The sequence below is a fragment of the Hymenobacter mellowenesis genome, assembly GCF_030581005.1.
Lineage (GTDB): Bacteria > Bacteroidota > Bacteroidia > Cytophagales > Hymenobacteraceae > Hymenobacter > Hymenobacter mellowenesis.
In genome coordinates, this window is sequence record NZ_JAUQSX010000011.1 from 62,193 (window position 1) to 84,058 (window position 21,866).

The 21,866-nt window shown below is 53.2% G+C and carries 20 protein-coding genes; 1 reads left to right on the plus strand and 19 read right to left on the minus strand.

Translation table 11 applies throughout. The features are described from left to right. Positions 1–29: 29 nt before the first annotated feature. The 9 genes from Q5H92_RS26700 to Q5H92_RS19265 all read right to left on the minus strand — a co-directional run bounded on the left by Q5H92_RS26700 (position 30) and on the right by Q5H92_RS19265 (position 5,900). On the minus strand, positions 30–233 hold the full coding sequence (locus Q5H92_RS26700; RefSeq protein ID WP_369811165.1) for a DUF2158 domain-containing protein: 204 nt from the start codon (positions 231–233) through the stop codon (positions 30–32). Between the two features lie 86 nt (positions 234–319). Then, positions 320–640 (minus strand): DUF3892 domain-containing protein, encoded by a 321-nt coding sequence (locus Q5H92_RS26705; RefSeq protein WP_369811166.1) that lies wholly within the window; start codon positions 638–640, stop codon positions 320–322. A gap of 65 nt (positions 641–705) precedes the next feature. Next, positions 706–921 carry an SH3 domain-containing protein gene (locus Q5H92_RS19235; protein WP_243520365.1) on the minus strand — a complete coding sequence of 72 codons (216 nt, stop codon included), beginning with the start codon at positions 919–921 and terminating at the stop codon, positions 706–708. Between the two features lie 376 nt (positions 922–1,297). Beyond that, positions 1,298–1,750: a hypothetical protein gene (locus Q5H92_RS19240; protein ID WP_305013187.1), complete on the minus strand. Its 453-nt coding sequence runs from the start codon at positions 1,748–1,750 to the stop codon at positions 1,298–1,300. Positions 1,751–1,764: 14 nt separating this feature from the next. Next, complete coding sequence (locus Q5H92_RS19245) at positions 1,765–1,968, minus strand: hypothetical protein (protein ID WP_305013188.1); 204 nt, start codon at positions 1,966–1,968, stop codon at positions 1,765–1,767. Positions 1,969–1,983: 15 nt separating this feature from the next. Beyond that, a complete protein-coding gene (locus tag Q5H92_RS19250; RefSeq protein ID WP_305013189.1) occupies positions 1,984–3,405 on the minus strand; it encodes an SNIPE associated domain-containing protein in 1,422 nt (473 codons plus the stop codon). Between the two features lie 11 nt (positions 3,406–3,416). Continuing rightward, positions 3,417–3,860, minus strand: coding sequence for a tellurite resistance TerB family protein (locus tag Q5H92_RS19255; RefSeq protein WP_305013190.1), 444 nt, complete (start codon positions 3,858–3,860; stop codon positions 3,417–3,419). Between the two features lie 948 nt (positions 3,861–4,808). After that, complete coding sequence (locus Q5H92_RS19260) at positions 4,809–5,513, minus strand: hypothetical protein (protein ID WP_305013191.1); 705 nt, start codon at positions 5,511–5,513, stop codon at positions 4,809–4,811. A 3-nt stretch (positions 5,514–5,516) separates the two neighbouring features. After that, positions 5,517–5,900, minus strand: a complete 384-nt coding sequence (locus Q5H92_RS19265; RefSeq protein WP_305013192.1) for a hypothetical protein — start codon at positions 5,898–5,900, stop codon at positions 5,517–5,519. A 210-nt stretch (positions 5,901–6,110) separates the two neighbouring features. Here Q5H92_RS19265 and Q5H92_RS19270 point away from each other — a divergent pair, with 210 nt between their 5' ends. Further along, the gene (locus Q5H92_RS19270; protein ID WP_305013193.1) at positions 6,111–9,881 is read left to right on the plus strand and encodes a P-loop NTPase fold protein; all 3,771 of its coding nucleotides are present in this window, start codon (positions 6,111–6,113) and stop codon (positions 9,879–9,881) included. Between the two features lie 211 nt (positions 9,882–10,092). On the opposite strand, the gene Q5H92_RS19275 is transcribed toward Q5H92_RS19270, so the two are convergent. The 10 genes from Q5H92_RS19275 to Q5H92_RS19320 all read right to left on the minus strand — a co-directional run bounded on the left by Q5H92_RS19275 (position 10,093) and on the right by Q5H92_RS19320 (position 21,627). Then, complete coding sequence (locus Q5H92_RS19275) at positions 10,093–10,590, minus strand: hypothetical protein (RefSeq protein ID WP_305013194.1); 498 nt, start codon at positions 10,588–10,590, stop codon at positions 10,093–10,095. An 86-nt stretch (positions 10,591–10,676) separates the two neighbouring features. After that, positions 10,677–11,117 (minus strand): GNAT family N-acetyltransferase, encoded by a 441-nt coding sequence (locus tag Q5H92_RS19280; protein WP_305013195.1) that lies wholly within the window; start codon positions 11,115–11,117, stop codon positions 10,677–10,679. Continuing rightward, positions 11,114–12,187: a hypothetical protein gene (locus tag Q5H92_RS19285; RefSeq protein ID WP_305013196.1), complete on the minus strand. Its 1,074-nt coding sequence runs from the start codon at positions 12,185–12,187 to the stop codon at positions 11,114–11,116. The genes Q5H92_RS19280 and Q5H92_RS19285 overlap by 4 nt, the downstream gene beginning before the upstream one ends. Before the next feature lie 9 nt (positions 12,188–12,196). Further along, the gene (locus Q5H92_RS19290; RefSeq protein WP_305013197.1) at positions 12,197–13,204 is read right to left on the minus strand and encodes a hypothetical protein; all 1,008 of its coding nucleotides are present in this window, start codon (positions 13,202–13,204) and stop codon (positions 12,197–12,199) included. Next, complete coding sequence (yhhB, locus tag Q5H92_RS19295; RefSeq protein ID WP_305013198.1) at positions 13,201–15,354, minus strand: cyclophane-forming radical SAM/SPASM peptide maturase YhhB; 2,154 nt, start codon at positions 15,352–15,354, stop codon at positions 13,201–13,203. The genes Q5H92_RS19290 and yhhB overlap by 4 nt, the downstream gene beginning before the upstream one ends. Positions 15,355–15,437: 83 nt before the next feature. Next, on the minus strand, positions 15,438–15,632 hold the full coding sequence (gene yhhA, locus Q5H92_RS19300; RefSeq protein ID WP_305013199.1) for a YhhA family cyclophane-containing RiPP: 195 nt from the start codon (positions 15,630–15,632) through the stop codon (positions 15,438–15,440). Between the two features lie 348 nt (positions 15,633–15,980). Then, complete coding sequence (locus tag Q5H92_RS19305; protein WP_305013200.1) at positions 15,981–16,343, minus strand: hypothetical protein; 363 nt, start codon at positions 16,341–16,343, stop codon at positions 15,981–15,983. 15 nt (positions 16,344–16,358) lie between these two features. Continuing rightward, positions 16,359–17,597 (minus strand): phosphorylase family protein, encoded by a 1,239-nt coding sequence (locus tag Q5H92_RS19310; protein WP_305013201.1) that lies wholly within the window; start codon positions 17,595–17,597, stop codon positions 16,359–16,361. A gap of 9 nt (positions 17,598–17,606) precedes the next feature. After that, the gene (locus Q5H92_RS19315) at positions 17,607–18,062 is read right to left on the minus strand and encodes a response regulator (RefSeq protein ID WP_305013202.1); all 456 of its coding nucleotides are present in this window, start codon (positions 18,060–18,062) and stop codon (positions 17,607–17,609) included. 1 nt (position 18,063) lies between these two features. After that, on the minus strand, positions 18,064–21,627 hold the full coding sequence (locus Q5H92_RS19320) for a hypothetical protein (RefSeq protein ID WP_305013203.1): 3,564 nt from the start codon (positions 21,625–21,627) through the stop codon (positions 18,064–18,066). Positions 21,628–21,866: the final 239 nt, after the last annotated feature.

The following is a 21,866-nucleotide window of genomic DNA, read 5'->3' on the forward strand; positions in this document are numbered from 1 at the left end:
CTTCTATGGTGAAGCCGGGGCTGTGTGTTTTACGACCAAGACATACCGCCCGCTTTTGCGGCTTGCAACGCCATATGAGGTATGAGCGCTGTCCTATATTCGCCTTCCTTCGTAAACCAAGCACACTGGCAGTCTTGTGTATTGCCGTAGGCAGCGTTTAGCACAACTAAAGCCGGCCCGCCGGTTGTTAATTGAACTTTGTCTCCTGCTAAGTGTAGGATTGCGCTGGCCATACAAGAACGAGTTGGTAAAGTGAGCCGCCAAGCTACGAAAAAGCCCCGGCTGGTGGTCCGGGCCCTTTTGGTTGGCAGAGGGGATATTAGTAAATCAGTGAGAAATTGGGCAAATGGTCCAGATTATCCGTCAAACTACTGTCTGGTTTTGAACGCAAATACTTGCTACTCCCACTACCAACAACGTGGACGATTTCCCCATGGTACCAAGCCTTGTTTGTAGAATTCCATACCAATGTTGTTACTGTATTGCTGGCCTGCTCTACAAGCCGAATAGCATCCGCTTTAGACGTTTTGCTCGCCAGCGTGACAGTGTTCTTAGTAGTGTCTGCTACTGTATGAACAGCGTAATGTGTAATTACACCACCTGAGCCTGTCCAAACGCCGGATATTCTGTATGTAGCCACGATTTTGGTTTTTTAAGCGAAAAAATGAGTTGAAGTGAGTGCGTTGCGCAGAATGAACACCGCGGCTAGTATGTCTCGGTTTCCGACAGGTAGGCCCGCGATAAGTACCCTTCTACTTCGCCCTCGGCCGTCGTCGTGCTCACCTTCACCCACTTCGCGTTGGTGAGTTCCTGCACCGTCACCACATCGTTGCGTTCCAGGACGCGAACAACCGCAGAATCAGCAGATGGCGCTGCCCGCAGGTTAAGCGTCGTAGCGGCCACGTAGTAGTCTCCACTCACTCCGAACTCTGCCTTGGAGGGCGCCGGCGCTGATACATGGCCTGAGCCCCCACCTCGGTAAGAGCGGCTTGTCTTGGTGGCTGTTCGGGAAGGAGAGCGATACATACGCCGCGGTGTTGAAGGAGCGCACACGCCGCAGGTCCCCCCGCCACCAGCGCAGTGGCCACAGTAGTTGCAATTGGAGCAAGCACGGCAGGAGGCGTCGCCAGAGCATCGGGCCAGTTTGGCTAATGGATTCGCAAGACGGAACGAGGCCTTACGAGGAGTGGAGTGGCTTGCTTTTCCACCGCCATCGTTCGATGGTATGGCCCCGGTGAAGAGCAGAGAAAGGAACAGTAAGAGCAGTTTCATTCGGTAGAACCTGTTAAAAGATGAATTAGTCGATAGCCGTCGCGCCAGCAATGCCAATGCTTACGGTGGCCACTTCGTTGGGCGCAGCCGTTTTCAGCTTGTAATGCGTCATGCCTTGCGGGCGCACGAACTCGTAGATGGGGTACTGCTGGGTGCCCAATTCGGTCTGGGTTTGGGAGTACCAGGTGACCGATAAGACCGGGTCTTTGAATCGGGCCAGCGTGGCCTGGTTCGTGATGTCGCCTTCGAGCACGAGCTGGTTGATGAAGTTGCGGTGGTGCGTGCCCTGTACTTGCAAGTACTCCTGCGGTGCCGACTGCTCGCGCTGGAGTAATTCGGCGCGTAACTCCGCGGCGGTTTTGGGACGGGCTGCTGGCACTTCAACGGTGTAGTCGTTGCCGTGGGAGTTGGCTTGGGAGCAGGATTGAGTTAGCGCGAGAAAGATAAGCGCAGAGATAGGCAGTAGCGGTTTGAGCATTAGATGTCGAATGATTAGTGACTGCGACGCTGAAAATTGATGATAGCCTCCTTGTCTCGGAGGTGGCCTTCCAATTCTTGAATCCGGACGTGTGCGGCCTCAAGAGGTTGGCGGGCATTTTTATGCCCTTTGCGGATGCCGCTGGTGTAGGCAATAATGAGCAGTGCGGCCAATGTTAGCAGCAGCAGGCCGCTAACTATGATTGGGGAGTAGAACATGTCGCGTAAAGTGAATTAGACTGCCTGTGCCTCGCTCAGCAGTGCCATGGTCTTGCGGTATTCCTGCGCTTCGGCTTCGTGCAGAAAGTCTATCTCCCCGTGATTCGCGTTCACGGCTTCCGCAATCTCGGTCAGCGTCACCCGGAAGAATTCCTTCCGCTCGTTGATGCGATTCAACCGGCGGTGATGAAACAGCCGGTGCAGGGTATTTTCCAGCTTCGGGGCATCGTCGCAGTAGATGACGGCATGCACATCAAACTGAAACGGAACCGACGCATCACCGAGCTCCTTGACCCGGTCGAGCGGCTCCAAGCGGCGCGTCATGCCGATTTTGTACACGTCTTCGCCGAACGAGCCGATGTTGGAAATGACGTAGACGTGGCCAGAGCGCGTCAATTGCGCTTGCGAGATGGCCCGTTGCTTCACTTGCTGGGCCTGGGTGAGTTGTTGCTGGAGTTGCGCAATCTGCGCCAAGAGCTTCTGCTGCTTTTCGCCGGTCGCCTGCTCTACCTCTATTTGGGCTTTGCGCAAGGCATCGGCGTAGCGCTTTTCCTCCTTCTCGGCATCGGTGCGGGCTTTCTCCAACTCGCGCTGCGCAATTTCCTCCTCGCGCATCTGCTCCCGGACTTGCCGCTGCACCTCTTTCTCCTCCTGAATCTTTTCCTGGACCTCGTGAATGAGATACAGTTCCCGCAAGCGCAGGTCTAAATAGCTCTCCGAAAGGCTGCTGTGTTGAGACTTGCTAATCTTGTTGATGGCCTCGTACGACTTGCGAATGCGGGACTCCATCACCCCCACGTTGTTGAACTTTACCCGCGCAATGGCGGCATCGCACTCGCCATTAAAGGCCCGTAAGATGAGTTTGAGGTACTGTGCGGTATTCTTGCGTCCCTCCACGACACTGCCGTTGACGGTCCATTCGGTGGAACAGGTAGCCGCCGTGCCCGCCGTGATGAGGTTCTTCTGGGCGATGCGCGTGTGCTCCAGCTTCTGCTGGTACTCGACCGAGGTCACGAAGTCGAACTTGGGCTTGTAGAAGCCAAACGACTGCAGATTGGATTGTTCATCCAACGCGGCAAACTCGGCCTGCAATTCGTTGATGCGTTTTTGTAAGTCACGCTGCTCCTGCTGCTGGATTTCCTGCTGGTCGGCCAGGGTCGAGATGTTTTGCGTTAACCGGTCGCGGGTATCGGCTAACTCTTGGGTGATGCGCGCCCGCTCGGCAGTCGCTTCGCGAACGATTCGCTGGCCTTCGGCATCCGCATCGACAACCGGCCGGAACCGTTCCTCCAGCGCGCCAATTTGCGCCCGGGCCGCGTCACGCTCCTGGCGAGCCGCATCGCGGTCAGCGACATGCAACTTCCCTTTTTTCCAGATGAGATAAAGCCCAATGGCTAAGGCCGCGCAAACGAGGCCTAGGATGAGTGCGGTGTTCATTGCTTCGCCGCTTACCCTTTATTCTTGAGGAGGATGACGCCAAGAATGTTGGTGCTTTCCTGCTCATCCAAACCTAACGCTTGCGCAATCTGCTCGAGGATAACTTGCTCGGCGGTGCCTACGATGCCATCGGAAGCAGCGAAGTCCACACAGTTCGCAAAGAGGGTTGCGCGCAAGTCAACGGGTACATGAGGTGCTGCCAGGGTCACAGTTTCTTTACGGGCGCCCAAGGCCAGTACTTTGGGCGCAAGGCGGCGATACATATCCAACACGTTAACGCCCCGGAACAATGCCTTCTGTTGGGTTAGCGCCACCAAGGCATTAATTTCTTCATCGTCCACGTTTCCATCGGCCGACATACAGGCATAGAGAACCGCAAAGAAGGCTTCGCGTGGGTCAGTAAAAGGGTTAGTCTGAACAGCATTGCTGCTGAATACTTTGTCAAAGAGGCCCATAGGTTGCGGGGAGATTTTGATAATGTGAGAACTGTAAGTAGGTATTCAATAGAAAAGAAATACACTCTTTTACTATATCAGCGAAACCTACACATATTCCATTGTAGTACCAAATTATCTCAAAATAGGACAATATCTCATTGTGGGATAATGAGAATTATTCTGATATTAAGCTCATTGCAACGGCACCGATACGACACGCCGGGAGCCGTCCTCTTAATGGCAACCCCAACGTTGTCGTAGCATGGTAGCCGCTCATGGCCTTTATCGTATTTACTTGATTCCCGCAGGTGCACAGCGCGACGTGGTTTTGGCGCAGCGCCCGGCAAGGATAGGTATGGGCACCGGTGGTGGTAAGTCTGACAGGCTTTGCCCTGTTCTGCGTGTATGCGGGCATTCACGGCGGCAATTCGACTGACCATTACGCCACGCAAGTCCACAACGCGACTAAGCTTAATCATTGAGCGAAACGGCCCGAATAGGATGAGCGTGTCTAGAAAAGACAAAGCCCTGACCACTGAGCCCGGGCTTTGTTGATGCTTCTGGGGTTTCCGCAGCTTGGCCAGCAGCTGGTGAACGCATTCGCGGGGGCAAGGAGCAATTCGGCGACGGCATTCGCAAATGAGGCTATTGTGACGGTTTCGGAAAACCTGTCCGTCGGCAGCGTTCAAACGCCACCGTTACAGCGGCGTTAGGGCCGCACCTTAGCCGTTCGGAATTAGGTAGAATTTCGAATAGCAATCAGTAAGATAACAGGAAGAATTTACCATTTGGTAAATTAGCCTTGCGTCGGCTCCAACAGGATTTGGTAGTGACGTCCCTTGAAATTTATTGGACCTGCTTATGCTTTGCTATCTATCTCGTCCACAGATTGTGATTGCTGCCATAGTGAAGGTTGATATGTATTCGCAGTGCACAATTAAATAAATAGATGGAATAAAGAGGACATTATTTCAGCAATCCTTTTGCGACGGCTTGCTCATAGATTGCCTCCAATTCAGACCGATATTGGTGCGCTTCCTCTAAGTAATCGGTTACGACAACCACGTATTCCTCGAAATCCAATTCCTCCAATACCCATGTTCTACGAGCGCATAAATCGGGAGCTTTGGTAAGGAAGTGCCGGTAATGCTCATAGAAAACGCCCGCGCTGGGCAGGGGCGTCATGCGCCCATATAGCCGTGACCGTAACCAATCCCGCACGGCTTTTATCATTCCCTTTTCCGTATTGCCGTGGATACTGGGGTCCTCGCCGCCGAGGTCGGTGATGTGTTTTTTGTAGCGATGCGGCTTACTGTCCAGCACCAGATAGTCTTTTTCGTAGTCATACTCGGTCCCGAAATGGCGGCAGCCAATGAACACGCCCAACTCTAGGGGCATGTTATTGCGGGGCATCTTGCCCGGTTCAATGCGGGAGAGGTCGTGGATGCCATAGCGGCACTCGCCGATGATATCTAAAATACGGGAAAACCGGAGGTTCTGGTCGCTATCCTCCAGCGCACACCGCGCAATGAGCCCGCAGGTGTGGATAGTAAAAATAGCAGCGTGCAGCAATGGCTGGAACGTGGCATCGAAAGGGCAGTTGATGAAAACGTTGAAATCGTAGTCCACATGCTTTACGCGCTCGGGACGGGGCGGGCGAACAGCTTTCATGGGCTACGCTTTTCGACTTTTTTTAGGTACCACCTTTGTGGCAGTGGATTTGGCAGCAGTCGCCTTTTTCGGCGCTTTTGGCTTTGCTTTGCTCGCCGACGCTTTTGCTTTAGGGGCCGCGGGAGTTGCCTTCTTAGCTGCTGGTTTGGCGGGCGAATTGGTCTTAATAGAGCTGGTTTTTTTAGGGGACAGAGCGGCGGCAATGATGGCGGAATTCTTGCGGACGGGGGCCCCGTACATAGACTGATATTCCGCCCGGAGCTTCCCCAACCGCTTGTCGCTGCGCGCATCCGTGCCATCCGGGTTGCGAATGGCTCCCTTGTCGAGGCCGAGTCGCTTTTCCAGCGTGCCAATTTTTATATCGGAACGTACTTTCCGTGGAGGCATGTGACAATCAGAAACGAAAGAGGTATTTCTCAGTGATAATCAGTCAAGAAGACGTACCCTGTTGTGGCAGTCTGCGAAGGTAAGATTTATATTAGGAAGCGTTGCTAGTGACATTGGGAAAGATTAAAGAGTAATCGAGTGGCTGCTTGAAAACGCCTGAGTTGGCCGAAAGCTCTCTTACTTGCTATCTGGTATTACCAGCCCACTACCATGACTGACTCTTTACAGCCCGCAGAATTCCTTACCTCCACGAATTCACCGGATGCCTTTATTCTGTTCAATGAACAGGAAATCGAGGTTAAACAGGTGGTCGAGGCCTTAGAAGCGCTAGGTGTGCGAACATTTTTCTGGCGGCGCGACATTCCCTACGGCAAATCGTGGCAAGATGTGGAGGCGCAACACTTAAGTGCCGCGCGTGTGGTACTGCTGTTTCTGGGCAAGGCGGGCTGGGGACCTACCCATATGCGGCTGGCCCGGGAGGCGGAAAGATTGGATAAACGCATCATCCCGGTTCTGCTGGCCGAGCTTCCCCCAGGAGCGAAAACAGATACCGACGGGTTATTCAACCGCCTTCGCTACTTCGACCTACGGAACCGAAACGCTGAAACGATTGGCCATTTGGCGCAGGCCATCTTACGTGCCGATGAGCAAACTAATAGCGTTTTGGTTGCCCCCCAAGTATCCGAAATTTCGACTCCACCGGTTGGGGCGCAGCTTTCCGCTGACCCACCAAGTAGTCCGCCCAACGCATTGTCGTCGCTGAATTCAGCGGCAGATGGCCGCTTTGACTACATTGTTGACGTTTTCGTCAACGGCGACCAACCTGCGCAATTCCGGGAACTGGAAGTGATTCGCACCTCTCCATCCCTGGATCGGCAAGCATTAGCCCGTCGATTGCGGGAAGAAATCGAAGGGCGTTTCAGTCCGAACCGTGAAGTAGAATTCAGCTCGGCCATCCGGGCACCAAATGAAATTCCCCTTATCCGCTCTTGGCTGCTGAGTGCCCTGGTGTGGTGCGATGCGGAAGGGGCCGATAGCCGAGTGCTATTGATGAAGCACCTAGATGTGCTAGTGGAAGCGTATTCGAATGCCCGGTTCTGGACCTTAGGTGGACTGTACGAACGCGGGGCCAGCTACGTGGGTGAAGCTGCAGTCCAATGTCTCCGGGACCCGGAAGCCCAAGTTGCAACCCTGGCCCAGGTTATTCACTTGCCCCCCGACGCCGAAAAGGCGGATGCCTTTGCCCAACTCCTGCAACGGCTCGAATCGCCTGATGCCGTTACGGCTTGGCCGGTCCTGCGGGCCTTGCGGGTGGTGCCCGTGCCCGCACTGGCAGCCGCCGTCTGCCAGCAGTTTGTGCGGATGGAAGCCGGCTCCGCGCACGGCTACGATGCGCTGTACGCGTTGGCTTCCCCGTCGATGGCACAACCTGCTGCCGCTTTGTTGCTAGGGCCATTCAAGCTGACCCTGGAACAGGTCGTGCAACGCGTGGTATCGCACACGCGCAGTGCGAACGCCACGGCTATTGAAAATTTTGCCGGATTCCTGGCTGTCTTTGACCGGGCCGAGGTGGAACGCCTGTTGGCCCAAACCCAGCGCGACCCCAATACAGGTCCCGCGGCGCGCGAATTACAACGTTTTTTACGCGACCACCGCCCCACATTAGCGACGCCAGTGTCCTCGTACTTGCCCGGCTACCAAGCCGATACCAACGATACCGCCAATGACCAGTTAAATATTCAGGAAGACGTCCAAACTCTAACCGCAGTGATGTTGGCCCGGGATATTCAGCCCCCGCTGGCCATTGGTCTGTTTGGCGACTGGGGCTCGGGCAAAAGCTTCTTCATGAAGTCTATGCGGCAGGTAACCCAGCAACTGACGCAACAGGCAACCTTAGACCCGAACTCGCCCTTCTGCGCCGATGTGGTCTCGATAGAATTCAATGCTTGGCATTACGTCGACACCAATCTGTGGGCGAGCTTGGTCAGTTTCATTCTGGAAAAACTCGATGCCCATGTCTCACCGGTGTTATCCGCCGGGGAGGAAATGGCGGCGACCAGCCTAGAATTAGAATTAGCGAAAGGGGCGGTCACCAAGGCAGAAGGGGAAAAGGAACGGGTAGAGGAACAGATTACAGAGCGTCGGCACAAGCTTGTTCAGTTGCAGCAAGACCGGGAAAGCAAGCAGATAGCATTAAGCGAACTACGCTGGCAGGATTTTAAAAAAGTTTTATCAGCGGAAGACAAGCAAACCATCGAAAGTGCTTCGGAACGATTGGGTATACCTAGTGCGCTCACCAGCTTAGATAAGCTGACCCAAGCTGTGGCGGAATCGGCGACACTTTGGGCACGGATACAAGCCTTATTACGCGCAATTATTAGCTTTCGCAGCATGTGGTGGCTCCTCGGCCTGCTGGTGGGGGTGCTAGTCGTGATTCCCATACTGCTTCATAAAATACAGGAGCATCTGCCAGTGGGCAGCCTGCTGGATTGGGGTGCTGCCCGAATAGCGAATTGGATTGCATTCGTGGCGGGCTTGACCGGCATTGTACAAAGTGCAATCAAAAAAGTAGGGGCGTATGTGCGAACAGTAGTGGGTGCCAAAGAACGCGTCGAGCGGTTTTTGACCAACAGAAATCAAGTACCCAACCCGGAGGCGTTGGCTTTGCAACAGAAAATCGAAGTGCTAGTCACGCAGGAACAAACGGCGGCCGCTGGGTTGTCGGCGGCAGAAGCGCGCGTTGTTGCCTTGGAAGAGCGAATCCGGGCGCTACAGGAACGCCAGAGCTTAGCACACTTCCTAACTGAACGGTCCCATTCCGACGATTACCGCAAGCACTTAGGGCTTATCTCCACCATCCGGCGGGACTTTGAGCACCTCGCGGACCGGCTGAAGAAGGGCAGCCGGTCCGAGCACTCTGCGGGAAGCGTTGACCGCATTGTGTTATACATCGATGACCTTGACCGGTGCCCCACGCACAAAGTCATTGAAGTACTACAGGCCATTCACTTGCTGCTAGCGCACGAGTTGTTTGTGGTCGTCGTAGGGGTAGACCCCCGCTGGCTGCTTCATTCGTTGCACCGGAATTTCACCCCATTCCAATCCGAAGAAGAACATCCAGCCTCTCCCCTTGATGATTGGCAGACGACGCCGCAGAATTATTTGGAAAAGATATTTCAGATTCCCTTCAGCCTGCGGCCAATGGCCCAAGGCGGATACCGCCAACTGATGAGCAGCCTGTTTGAGCCTTCCGGATTAGAGCCCGTAACTGCAACCCTCACAAGCCCTGTTGGCCCGGCCACCAGCATACCGCCAACTGTCGACAAAGCAGCGGGGGGCACCGCGCAACCAACGACGACGCCGGCGTTAGATGCTGCTGTAGCGCCCTTGCTACCCCCAACGCCAGCGCGCGAGACCCTGGTCGAGCCCCAGACTGCGTCAGCAATGCGTATTCCCAGTATTGCTTTGGCTATTCGTTCGTGGGAAACCCAGTTTGCTGGTGAATTATTTGAGTTAATTCCTACCCCACGCGCCGCCAAGCGCTTTACTAACATCTACCGACTGCTAAAAGCACAGGTGCGTCCAATCCAGCTTCTTCAATTTGAGGGCAGTGCGGCCCAGCCAGGCGACTTTCAGGTGGCAATGCTATTACTAGCCATTCTAATCGGCTGCCCCGGCGAGGCTGCTACTATTTTTCTGCAGCTACAGGAATGTGCAAGGGCGCAAAGCACGATGAACGAGGTCTGGACAGGGATAAGTCAAACAGCAATAAAACCAAATGAGCTCCAGCGAATAACAGCGTGTATGGACTCTCTAATGGCGATGCCGCATTTTCCGCAAAATTCAGTCACTTATCAAGAGTGGTTGCCCAGGGTTGCGCGGTTTTCCTTTGAATTAGGTCGTTTAATCCTACCCTTACCGGTTGCACATCATTCTATTGACGCGACACTATCAGTGAGGGTGGCGAATAGGACATTCTGAGCTAGTTCAGTACTCTTTTTGAAATGCACTATTAAATTGACGCCGTTCGATAGCTCGTTAGCTAACGTCCGGTGATTCGCTTTCCAGTCGTCTAATTCTTCGCGTAAGTTCGTCTCCCGTACGGTGGCTGCAGCTTTCCAGTTAGCGACCACCCTGGGCAAGGTGCTCCCTTTTATATGCTCCACTTTCATAAATGGCAACTATGTCACCTTCAGTCCGATATAAGATAGTGATTAGTGGAGAGTAGTTCCCTTAACTCAGTAGTGTGAGTTCTTAAAAATAAGAGCGTCTGCTTTGCTAGTGCTAAAGACGCTTTACAATGAGGGGAACACGGTAAGTGGCTAATCAAGGAGTCACCTACCAGGTAGCCACTAGGATTGATAAGTTGATAATCGCCGGTAAATTGCCAATGTGCGACCACGGCTGCATAAGCATCAATGCCCGCCTCGGTCATTTGAGCTACTTGCTGACAACAACAGTACGGATAACCTAATACCTGCCCGAACTCCAACTCATGCTGTTCGAATTGAAGGTCTAGGTCTAGGATGACCTGAGCCTGACCCTTTAATGGTGTTACACAGAAATAGCGGTCAGTATCAACGGCAAAATCATAATCTGCTTCCCGGCACCAAGTATGCATACTGGTTACCCCGGCCGGTGTGTCCAATACAGAGCGAATAGCCGGCTTCGTGCCGGCGAAGAGTTGCAAGAAATCTACGGTAGCACTGGCCCGAAGTACTGACACCGGTAATGTGCGTATCCTAGTTAGTAGGCGTTGTTGAGCCAAGAGGGAATTCAACGATGCCATACCATTGCGAACTGTATAAGACCCTCATCAATTGGCCGAAAACCGGCTTCTTCAGCAGCTCGCTGCGAAGCAATGTTTTTCCTGCTCATGTGCGCATATATGACCGGATGAGAACACTGCTCACAGGCCAATCGGTAAGCAGTCCGGCCGATTTGCTTTCCACGCTCTATAACATTAAGGTGAATCTGGATGGATGGATGCTCGCCAAAATGTGCATCGCGAATCACATTAATAAAAATGTAACCGGCGCGCTTCCCTTTCACTTCAATGTGCCAGTAATGGCCGCCTGGCCCTCCTCCCCGCTCAGCGTTGCCGCGAGCCGTCCGCAGCGAGATGTCAGCAGTAGATACAGGTGTCTGCTTCTTTAAGATTCCTGTCCGACTTCCAGCGGATTTCGGCCTTTTTGATGGCTTATTCTTGCTCGTCATGACCTAGAAGACGGTATAGCGCTGGTATTTACTGGCCGAAGTGTGGTGCCACGCAGTCGATAAATGTGAGCCAGCACACGTTCGGCGGCAACGGCCCACATGCTGGCCGGAAAGAAGCCCGGTGAAATAGCTACCGTGTAGTCTACAATGCGCTGCGCAATGTTCGCCGCTTCAAGATTTTCAAATACCTCATCAATACGAACAAGCACGGAGGAGAGCGGGGGATTAAAATCCGGTGTTGTAAGCTTCCAATCAGGATTACCCTCGTAACGATTATTGAAGTAATCTAAGTCAATATGCAGCAGAATGGGGCCCGGGGGCAAATCGGCTAACCAATCAGCAGTATTAGTAGCACACCTGTAAGTGTGCTGTCCAGGTAAAATAATATCAAGACATTCATCCCCTAGCTCCAAAGCCGGACGGGCACATCCTGGGGCAAGCAACGTATCCTCATGCCAGGTAGCGTGTAGTGAGCTTGGGCCTGCATCGTTTGTAGCCCCTGGACTTTGGCGTAGGTGGCGAATATGTAACTCAGGCAGCCAGTGCCCAAGTGGGGCGATGAAGTTTCCGATGCTGATAGCCCCGCTCCGAATAGCGGCTGCGATGGAATCAGGCTCCTGCATGTCTACGGCCGCGCCCGTAATGGCATCTTGCCATTTCTCGTCGGCGACCACCAGCCGCGGCGCCATTAAGTCGTCGTGTTCATCGAGGTGTAGGAGCGTTACGCATGTGGGTACTTGGCCGTCCGACGATACACGGGTAAGCCAACTGCTCCATGCATAGAGCGTCCACGAATCTTCTAGGGCAATTTGTAGGGAACTGTCTCGGTAAACAGCGGCAAAAATATCCTCTACCCCAATGGTACTGAAAGTCTTTGACCACCAATCCAGGCCCTCCGCCAACTCGGGGTCAAGGAAAGCCGAGGCAGTAACCGGGCGGCTTAGGGTGAGTTGCCACCCAGACGGCAGTTGGCGACTTTGCACCGTGAGCTGACCAAAATAGCGGGCAAGGTGCTGAGCGCGGGTTAAGTCGTCCTCGGCCAGCAATTCAGATGCAACGATGAGTTCCATGTCCAATAGTCAGTCATGGGTGGAGGATAATATTCTGTCTACTAACTCAACTCCCTGCTCCCAAAACTCGGCGGGAAAAAAACCGGGCGACAAGGCCACTGTAATGTCTTCCAACCGAGCGCACGGCACAGCCGTAATAATCCGCGAGAATACTTCACTAATGCGCTCGTATACGACCCGCGCGGGCGGATTGTGCACAGCTGGCTGGTGGTACCACTCAGAGTCGCCATCGTAGCGGTTGTTAAAGTAGTCCATGTCTACGTGAAGCAACACGGCCGCATGAGGCGGTATCTCGGCCAGAAACTCATCCAACTCGGCGGTGGGAAAGTAGCGACGGCCCGATGGATGCGTCGAGCTAAATTCGACTGCTGGCCGCTGGCCGGTAGGGCACAGTAGCGCGTCGGTTTCGTCGACCGCAGCCACGTAGCCGGCGGGAAACGCGGTGGCTAGGCGGTGCGACGGTATCAGGTGACGCAGCTGCACCTGGGGCAGTTGGTGCAGGAACGGCGGCATAAAGCTGCCCACTGCAATGGCTCCCGACTCGATGGCTTGCTGAACAGTTGCGGGTTCTAATAGATTGACTGGTTTGCTGCTCAGCGCATCGGTATACTGGTTCCCCTGCTTTCGAAACAGCAAGGGCGACATACAGTCCCGATGGTCGTCAACGTGCAGGATGACTACTTCTTCGGGCAGGCCAGGCCCTTGCAGACGGCGCGTTAGCCATTGGCTCCAAGCGTACAGAGTCCAGTTGTCGTTCAGGGAAAGCTGGTAATTATTCCGCCGCACCCACTCCAAAGGAAGCTGGCGGACAGGCATCTCATGACGCCACCAAGCCAGTCCCTGCTCTAAATCCGGGTCGACGTAGCAAGCGGCGTAGTCGGGCCAACTTAAGTGCAGCTGCAAGCCTTCCGGGCCCGGCTCAATATCTACCAACCGTCCCGCAAAGTACTGCTCGACAGCAGTATAGTTCGTTCTGGTGTTTAAGGGTAAGTGGTGATAAGGAATGAATATTTTCATGCCAACAGCAGTTGATAGCGCCGGTGTAGCAAGCCCAGCAGCTGCCGGCCGGCCTCGGTAAGGTTGCAGTCGGCTACTGCCGTGAAGCCAGTTTGCAACTGCCCGCCGATACGCTCGCATTCCCGGTAGGCACGTTGCTGCCAGTTGCTGGCTGAGTCGTTCTTCAAAAAGGACCAAAAATCGAGTAGCTCCACGAAAACAAACAGGGCGTGAAACAAGCCCGTGGGCGGTCGCAACTCTTCGCGCCAGGGCGAAACCACTAACGGAAAATCGGCGTGCACAATGTCGCAGACGCGCTGCAGCAAATAGAGCTTTTGGTGACGGTGCTCGTGGATGAGCGAATCGGCCAAGTCACAGGCTTCAACAAAGCCTGTGCCGTAGGTGAGCTGCACGTAGAGCGCCCCTGGAACACTGTTGTCGCTGAAGGAAACTGTTTTGCCGGGGTCGGCACTCGGGTCGCGGATAAACTGCACCTCGGGTGATATAAGCTGCATCTCCTCTAAAAATGGAGCCTTCCAGCGCGCAATTAAAGTAAGAGCATCGGCCATCACTGTTTCCCCCGCCGTGACAGTTACCGCGTTTTCAAACAGAATCTTGTCCCCAAAGGGTAATCGCAGCCAAGCATCCTCGCGCTGAATACGGGGCCAGCTCATGTCCTGTTCGGCCAGTGAGGCAGCTTGGCGAGCATACTGTGGGGATGGTGCTATGGGCTCGCCATTGATGGAATGCACCGTAATGCCAGCTGCACTCTTTTGTAGCACATCGGCCCAAGCGACAAGCGATGGCTGAATGGCCAAGCGCTGCAACCGCTCTGGTGGCAAAGCTTGAATGGAAGCCACAAACTCACGGGCTGCTGGCTCTTGAGCGGCAATAATCAGGGCCCTAGCCAAACTATTGACCTGCTGTGCCTCAAAGGCGGCCATAACGGCTAGGAAAGCGCTGGAGGCACCCGGCACCTGTTCGAATTGGTCGATGAGCGCCGGGGCTAGCCCGGGAAGCTTGGGCTGGTGCTGGTCAAGCTCGGCCCGTAGCTGCTCAGTTGCCCGGGCATCGGCATGGGTTATCAGTTGCTTCAACTCGGTACAGTAGATACTGGGATTGGCGTAGCCCTCGGCGCTGTAACGGTGGGCCACTGCGCCGCCGCCGCATACGTCCACGACCGCACAGCGCTGACACTGCGCGCTCAGGCCCTCCTTGCGCAACCGCTGCCGGTGTGCCCGCACTGGCTCAGAAGCTGCTGCCATCTGCAGCGGAGCGGAATAAACGCTCTGGCCCGCTAAGCCTGTGCCTTGGCCAGTGATTTTCAGCACATCCAAGTCGTGGTAACTGCCATCGGTTTCAACGATGAGCAAGCTGATATCCCCCAAGCCAAGGCCATCCGTTTCGCTGGGTATACCCATCAGCGATGCCAATATCGTGTCGAAGGTTCGAAGCTTGAGGTGCGGATATTGGTCAAACCATACGTCAAAGCATGTTGTCAGCCAACGACTGTAGCTGTCAGGGTCGGTGTCGCGACCGGGCGGAAGCGTGAGGTAGTTCGCATCAGGCAGCAGAAAATCCAACTGCGGAATAGCATGGCTTGCAAAGTACTCCAGCAGTTCAGCGGGGTCATTAGCTACATCGACAACGGCTATTACACCGGAGAACACATCCGGATAGCGTTCCAGCAGGTGCAAGGCCTGTTCAGTGACGGCAAAGCTTGAGCGGCCTTTGTGGTCCAGTCGGTGACGGTCGTGCGCGGCGGCCGGTCCATCCAAGCTTAGCGACACTTGGATACCATGTTTCTGGAACGCCAGCACATCGGCTTCTCGTAGTAATACGCCGTTCGTTTGCAATGAAAAATCTACCTGCACCGTTGGCAGCAGTTCCTTGAGCAAGGCAGCATGTGCCACCAACCGGTCGGTGCCCAGCAGCAAGGGCTCGCCCCCGTGGTAGACCACGACAATGTGGTCGAGCTGCTGTTGTTGTACGTACTCCTGAATGCGCGCTGCCGCCGCCAGCAGAGTGGCTTCAGACATCAGCTTGGGCTGCGACTTCCAGCTTTGGTCCAAATGGTTGTACATATAACAGTAGTCGCAGTTGATGTTGCAGCGCGAAGCTACTTTCAGTAGGAAACAACGGATAACGGGCGCTTCGGAGAAGTCAGACACAGTGGAGAGAATGAAAATAAGCCTATAAAAAAAGGTGCGCAGTCAATCGTCGACTGCGCACCTTTGCTCAAAGGGTCGGAGGGCTACGACCGGTTATGCCGGTGATACATACGGTCGTAAGCCGATATCACCTGTGTGCCGGAGGATTGCATCAGCTTCGCTCGCATGCGGCTAAGCGCGGGATGCTCCGGGGCATACTGCCGCAGAGAGGGCATCAGCTCTTGGTTGGTGGGGGTAATGGCCTGTTGGGGCGTAGCCCCGGCGAACGTAGTATCCATGTGTGCTGAAAAAATGAAGTTGTGTTTTCGTGGTAGGTGTTGTCACATCTCGGTTGGGAGAAATGCTGGCTAGCGCGCAATATAAGCAAGGAATATTTTCGACACACAAGTTTTTGCAGGCATTATATCTATTATATATAAGCATGTCAGTAATCTACAGACATTAGGGCGCTTAAGGAGTCTTGGATAGCAAATTCGCGGAGGCATTCATATGTCATGTTGTGCACGACGGGAACGAGTAACTAATGATGGGCCAGCAGCACATCAAAAAAAAGCCTCGCTAAAGCAGGTGCTTTTCTTGTCAAATGAAACAGGTGTGTAGAGAGGACGAGGTTAACCTTAGCTATGTTACTTTCTTCGTTCCAGAATAGCAGGGCTGTATACTAACCATTCTTTAAGATGGGTATATTCGATGGGAGAGGCTAAAAAAGTTGTGCCGTTATTGTTCTGCTTTATGGCAAAAACGATGTACCCATCTATCTCCGTTGGCATAGCCGTGACATAAACGCGTCCATCCCCCTCCCAAGAGGTATGCTCAGCAAAAAGATGTTTAGCATAATCTAGCTTCTTCAAGAACTCAGCTATGATTTCTGCTATATCCATGCTAGTTGAGTTGCCCATTATCATGTACTTCCCAGGTTTAGCAAGAGCATCTTCGAGGGGAATCCAGCCAGCCCAAATATCAATAGGGCTCATTTCGTAGATATACATTAGCAGAGATGGTTTTTAGTTACAATATTTTTCGACAAAATACTGCGCTGCTTTCGCGCTTACATGTGCCCCATAAGCTTGATGGGCATCGCCCTTGTGGCCGTTGCCAAAATCTACCACGGATTTAATGCACATACAGACTGGCTTAGGCTGGGGTGCATCCGACACCGCTGTAAAGACACCATAAGCCTCCATCTCAATGCCTAGTAACTTGCGGTGCTGTTCTTTCACGCGTTCCAATGCTCCTTGGCTAGCCAATACCGAGGCACCCGACGCTACAGCCCCAATTTTTAGCTTTAAATCATGCTGCGGTGCATTGGGTCCGAAACTGCGCCGGATACGATACAACTCCTGACCATCGTCTTCCAGCAGCAAAGCCATGCGTTCGAGGCCTTTATCTAACGTAAATTGGAAGGGGTCTGCCTCGAAACTGGCCCCGTCAGCTTCGTTGTTGGGGTCAGCAGACCATTTGCCACTGCCCCAGTCCCATACGGGGCTGGCTACCACCAAATCGCCGAGATTTACGCGGCCCTCTACCCCACCCATGATGCCGGTCATAAATACGTATCGGGGTTTAAAGTGCAGAATTAGTTTCATAGTGGCTGCCGCTGCGGCTGGCATACCCATGCGGGCAGCTACTGCTACGACTGCTTTGCCCAGACGACCATCGGCTTTGGTGTAACCTGCTTGATAATACAGGCTATCATCGCCAACTACCTGTAGTGGAGCCCATTCCCAGCCATTGTTTCGTACGCCTACGCATTCGCTGCGAAGCGCGCAAATGAAGGCGACATCGAAGTCATAATCAGGCGGTGAGGCACTAGCTGATTGCTTGGCTGCCATACGCTGTTCTACTCCGGCCCGCAGTTGCCGCTGCCAAGCGGTCGTACCAACTTGATAGTGAATCAGCGACAGCGCCTGCTCAGCCAGCTTTGGTCCGGCGATAGAGGCAATATCGGCGTGCGCCGTTAATGCTAGAATATGAGTCGGCTTCCGGTACTGGTTCCTCTCCTGAATTTCCTGGAGTAATTGCAGGCCACCTTCGGGCTGAGCTTCAGCAGATTTGCGTGGAGGAATGGATATGTCCAGAATCATCAGGTCGTAAGCCTGACGAAGCAGTCGCAACTTGGCACTGTGTGCATCTAACTCTGTAGTAATATCCTCTTCGGTCAAACCAGGTACCTGCTCAAGCGCCTGCATGATATCGCGGAGCTTGTCGGTATTGTCTTCGACGATTAAAATAGAAAAGCGCATGTAATTACCTTATTCCCGAAAACCTGCTTGTTGCACCACGGACCGCAGGTTTTCGCGCCAGCCAGCATATCCCACGTTATAATAGATGGCCCCTACATAGGTGTCTGGAAATGCTGCTTCCAGCTGCGCATCCAGCACTGGCAACGTAACCTCATCCTCGGCCGGACCAAACCGGTCAAATTGCGTAACCACTACCGCTTTCGTGTGAATACCGCGCCGCTCCATCTGCTGCAGTATATCCCGCCCCGCGTACGCCTGTGACCGGCCACCATCTTCGGTAGGAGTCACATCGTAAGTTGGCATGGTCATGTCCAAAATTATCAAATCGTATTGGTCGCGCAAGAGGGCGCCTACTCCGCTCTGCCTGGAGCGGGCCTCCGTTACTTGTGCTCCAAACTCTTCCTGCATGAAAAGGCTTAGCTGCTGGCGCTTTTCCTCATCGTCTTCAACAAGTAAAATTTTCATGCTATAGGTTGAGTAAAGCATCTATGTGGTCGTAACTAGTTTCTGTGTCGTCCTCTACCACATGGGTACGCCACCTGAGCGGTAATTGAACGTCGACAAAAAACTCATCTTCCTCAATGCCGAAAGTCAGCGTTGCCTCTGGCTCCTTATCGGAAGCCCGTAGGTCTCGCAAGCTACGGTGTATCTTAAAAAAACCGCTGCCACCCTCCTTAGCGATGGACGAGGCATACTTGCCTTCGTCCAGTTCACGATGCTTTTGCGCGAGTTGCTCGCGAAGTTCATCGCGATTGATGGACGGACCCAATGCGTTGCGCGTGATGATGCTAATAACCGAATGTTCAGGCGAGATAGGCTTATTTACCAGTTCTATTCGCGCGATGGGTGTTTCCAGCCCCGAGCGGCGAATCACATTTTCAAAGACATTTACGAATATATCAACCAGCGTCGTAAGGCCATGCCGCAAAATTACTTGGCTAAACTCATCGTCAGCAGGGGCCATCAGCGGGGCTTGGAAAGTTGGGGCAGCTTCCCGTACCAATGCCTCAGCCACGCTTAACACGTCCTCCAGAAAATAAGGAGAGTTACCTACTTCCTGAGTTGGCCGAAACCAAGCCGCAACACGCTCGAATACCGCCGCCGTTTCGGTGCGGGCTAAATTAATAGCTGCATCCAATTCACTGAACATGTAAGACAGATTGAGTGCTTGCACGTTGTGCTGTAAGCTACTAAGTAGTTCTCTAGCAGCCGGCAAGGCCTCTGTGCGCAAGCGCTGCCGAATCAGGCTCAAACTAGTCGTCAGCCGCTGGCCAAGATGGTCAACCACAATATCTATAAACTCCTTGAACGAAGTGTCGGGCGTTACCTGGGCTGCCAACCAGGCAATTTCTCCACCGGCTAACGCAAAGTGGAACATTCCATCTTGTTCAGGGCGGCTCCGAATCTGCACCCATTCCGTTCGAATAGTGGTAATAAGCTGGTCATAAGCTGCAGAGAAGTCGGCGAAAACGTCGTTCAGCGCTATGCTTTCAGCGGGGCCGAGGCCTAGTTGGTTAGGCCAGTAGGTAGTTTGCTGGTATGGTCCATTTTCGCTTTCCCGCTGCGTAATAAGATGGTGGGCTGTAACTGGCCACCGAAGCTGGGTTTCGAGCGTGCCGTGCCGGATTCGAGTGCTCAAATATCGGTTAAGACCAAATTCGGCGCTGGAAGTATAAGCGGTGCTGATTTCCAGAACTAGATTACTGAACAGGTCAAGCGTTTCGTTACTAGGCACACTCATCGCCAACAAGCCATCAAAATCCTGCTCACTGGCTCTGGCTGCCGCTTCGGCTCGGATGGCGGTCGTTTCAGCGTCTAGTCCCGCCCGAATGAAGGTGATGTAACGGTTGAATGCCTCCTGAAGCTGGTCGGCGGCCCAGTGATGCAGCTTGGGTAGTTCAATGTGGATGCGGCTTTGTTCAACTTCGCGTTTGCGGTTGCTAATGACCTGCCGACGCACCAAATCTCGAATTTCTAAGCGATAATCTGCTTCGTTCTCAGGGTCAAGTTCTACTAACAGACGACATACTTTCAGCCGCTCTTCGGATACTTCGTGCGAGCCCTGGTAAGCAATGGATGCATCCATGATAGCCTCTACACACACGTAGCGTAAATAATAGACAAGTTGGGGTAAGTCGAACCGGTCGCGCAGTGTTTTAAGTTGAGAAGGGCGCTCCAGCCCGTTAGCTGTCAAAAAGTCTTCATAAGCATAGCCGCATAGCTGTTCGGTAGCCCGGTTGATATATTTGGTATGGGCATCTAATAGAATTGGCAGTGCCAAAGATGCTTGTAATGCTCGCCACTGTGCTTGGCTGGGGCGCAAATCACCCACAACCTCTACAATGGGTAAGAGTGGATGCAATTCTGTATCCCGGACATACATTTCAGCGATATAAGTGCAGGTTGCCAGTAGGTCGCCTGCTTTTAGTAGACTATTGGCAATCAGTCGATGCCCGCGTCGCTGGAAATAGGAATGACTAGAAGTCGTTAGGCTGCGTCCAGCCATCTCGGCTTCCGCATACTGCTGCGCAAGAAAACGCTGCTGGCCGATTAACAATTGTCCTGCTTCAGCGCTGAGGCTCTTTACGGGCACAGGTCGTTTATCGAGGCTAGCGAGGGCATATTCTAGGCTCAGTGAGCCGTTGCTCCAAGCCGTTACAGCAGATATGTAAGCGGCTGTAGCATAGTTATGACCAATTGAAGCCAACAGTAGCGGATGCCAAGTCGGCACACGCAGTGCAGCGGCGGCGGGCTCCACGGTGGGCTGCGAAGAGGTTTCATCAGCAACCAACAACTGAAACGCTGCTGTCCATTCCAATGAGGCAAAGTTGGCGGTCAACTTACTCAATTCGCGGATTTCCTGGTGTGCAGCAGTTCCACTTCGGACGATTGCCTGTAAACCTTTCTGAACTGTTGCCTGCACAGTAGGTGGTATGGTTGCTGAGTTATCAGATTCAACTACTAACTCCATACTAGGTGCGGTGTTAGGGCCAGCTAAGCCACTGCTCAATGCGCTTATGGCTAGGGAAGTTGCATCATCGGGAGCAGCAGTCAAGTTACGCTGTGCATTAGCATAGGCGGACAAATAATTGCCGCTGCACCAAGCATCATAACTATCGGTTAATGCAACGACTGGTTCGTTGTTAAATATCGGTTGGCCTAGGGCCGTTAAAAGGACCGGAAGCCGAGAATCGGAAAGGCGAGCCAATAATTTGCGCAGTGCATAAAGAAGCGAATTCCGTTGCGTTACCGAACCAAGTAATGCGACAGCCCGGCCATAAGCAACGAATGCTTCGTAAAAGTCGATTAAAGCCCGCGCTGACTCCACGCGAAGCACGTGCAAGGCTGCTTCTGGAGAAACAGTTGCGGGGGCGAGAATATGATGACGTAGGTAATCAGGGAGGACTTCAGGAATATGCGGTGCAATACGCGCCAAAAATTGCTCGAAGTCGGCTTCAAAACGTGGTAACGTAACAGTGCTCTCGTTCCTAACGCTTACCCATTGCGTAACAACCGCGATGGGACCAATATATTCTACGGCCTCTTTTAGTTGTTGGGCATACCGTTTTTGTGGCTCTAAACCTTGCGAAAGCTGCAGAAGGGCCAACCGGTTTTTGATGAGCCAGAACGACTGGCCAAAGTTGGCCTCTACACGGTCCAAGCTAGACTTGGCCTCAACATATTCCCCCACTAGGATAGCTTGAGAGAAGGACTGCTTCAACGCTAGAAATGCCGTTATTTCCGGTGCGTAGCGAATAAGCACGGCTCTCGTCCACTTCAATTCCCGCTCAGGCTCTAGCATCTTGGAGTAGGTGATGCGGCCAAGTTGAGCCAGCGTGGGAGCCAGTAATGTTGCCGCTACACGCACAGTACCTCGCTGTACCCGCCGAAGCTCATCTTGAAAGGGGCCATATGCGCTAGGGTCCAGTGTTTCACGAATTGTAGCCAAGTCACCCTCTACCGTACGACTGCGGACAAGTTGAAGTGCAAGTTGTCGGCTAAGTATACCATTATTGGAAGAAAAAAACATATCGCTCAGGCCGTTATATGGCCAATATTCCTACATTATTAGATAACACGAATTTAGTGTTGTTTAGCTAAAAAATTTAGGGTACATCATCTTAACACATCGTTCGCGAACGATTATTTGGGATGAGGGCAGCTAACTAACTTGGAAGTATTTGGACTTTGTCAGTAAGTCGTCTTTAAAATGATAGGTCAAGGTGCCTTGAAAATGAACAATTGATAGCACTTGATATCGTATGAGGT

Coding starts and splice junctions, on each gene's coding strand:
- Q5H92_RS26700 (WP_369811165.1), bottom strand. CDS start 233: ATGGCCAGCGCAATCCTACACTTAGCAGGAGACAAAGTTCAATTAACA.
- Q5H92_RS19240 (WP_305013187.1), bottom strand. CDS start 1,750: ATGCTCAAACCGCTACTGCCTATCTCTGCGCTTATCTTTCTCGCGCTA.
- Q5H92_RS19245 (WP_305013188.1), bottom strand. CDS start 1,968: ATGTTCTACTCCCCAATCATAGTTAGCGGCCTGCTGCTGCTAACATTG.
- Q5H92_RS19250 (WP_305013189.1), bottom strand. CDS start 3,405: ATGAACACCGCACTCATCCTAGGCCTCGTTTGCGCGGCCTTAGCCATT.
- Q5H92_RS19255 (WP_305013190.1), bottom strand. CDS start 3,860: ATGGGCCTCTTTGACAAAGTATTCAGCAGCAATGCTGTTCAGACTAAC.
- Q5H92_RS19260 (WP_305013191.1), bottom strand. CDS start 5,513: ATGAAAGCTGTTCGCCCGCCCCGTCCCGAGCGCGTAAAGCATGTGGAC.
- Q5H92_RS19265 (WP_305013192.1), bottom strand. CDS start 5,900: ATGCCTCCACGGAAAGTACGTTCCGATATAAAAATTGGCACGCTGGAA.
- Q5H92_RS19270 (WP_305013193.1), top strand. CDS start 6,111: ATGACTGACTCTTTACAGCCCGCAGAATTCCTTACCTCCACGAATTCA.
- Q5H92_RS19280 (WP_305013195.1), bottom strand. CDS start 11,117: ATGACGAGCAAGAATAAGCCATCAAAAAGGCCGAAATCCGCTGGAAGT.
- Q5H92_RS19285 (WP_305013196.1), bottom strand. CDS start 12,187: ATGGAACTCATCGTTGCATCTGAATTGCTGGCCGAGGACGACTTAACC.
- Q5H92_RS19290 (WP_305013197.1), bottom strand. CDS start 13,204: ATGAAAATATTCATTCCTTATCACCACTTACCCTTAAACACCAGAACG.
- yhhA (WP_305013199.1), bottom strand. CDS start 15,632: ATGGATACTACGTTCGCCGGGGCTACGCCCCAACAGGCCATTACCCCC.
- Q5H92_RS19305 (WP_305013200.1), bottom strand. CDS start 16,343: ATGTATATCTACGAAATGAGCCCTATTGATATTTGGGCTGGCTGGATT.
- Q5H92_RS19310 (WP_305013201.1), bottom strand. CDS start 17,597: ATGCGCTTTTCTATTTTAATCGTCGAAGACAATACCGACAAGCTCCGC.
- Q5H92_RS19315 (WP_305013202.1), bottom strand. CDS start 18,062: ATGAAAATTTTACTTGTTGAAGACGATGAGGAAAAGCGCCAGCAGCTA.
- Q5H92_RS19320 (WP_305013203.1), bottom strand. CDS start 21,627: ATGTTTTTTTCTTCCAATAATGGTATACTTAGCCGACAACTTGCACTT.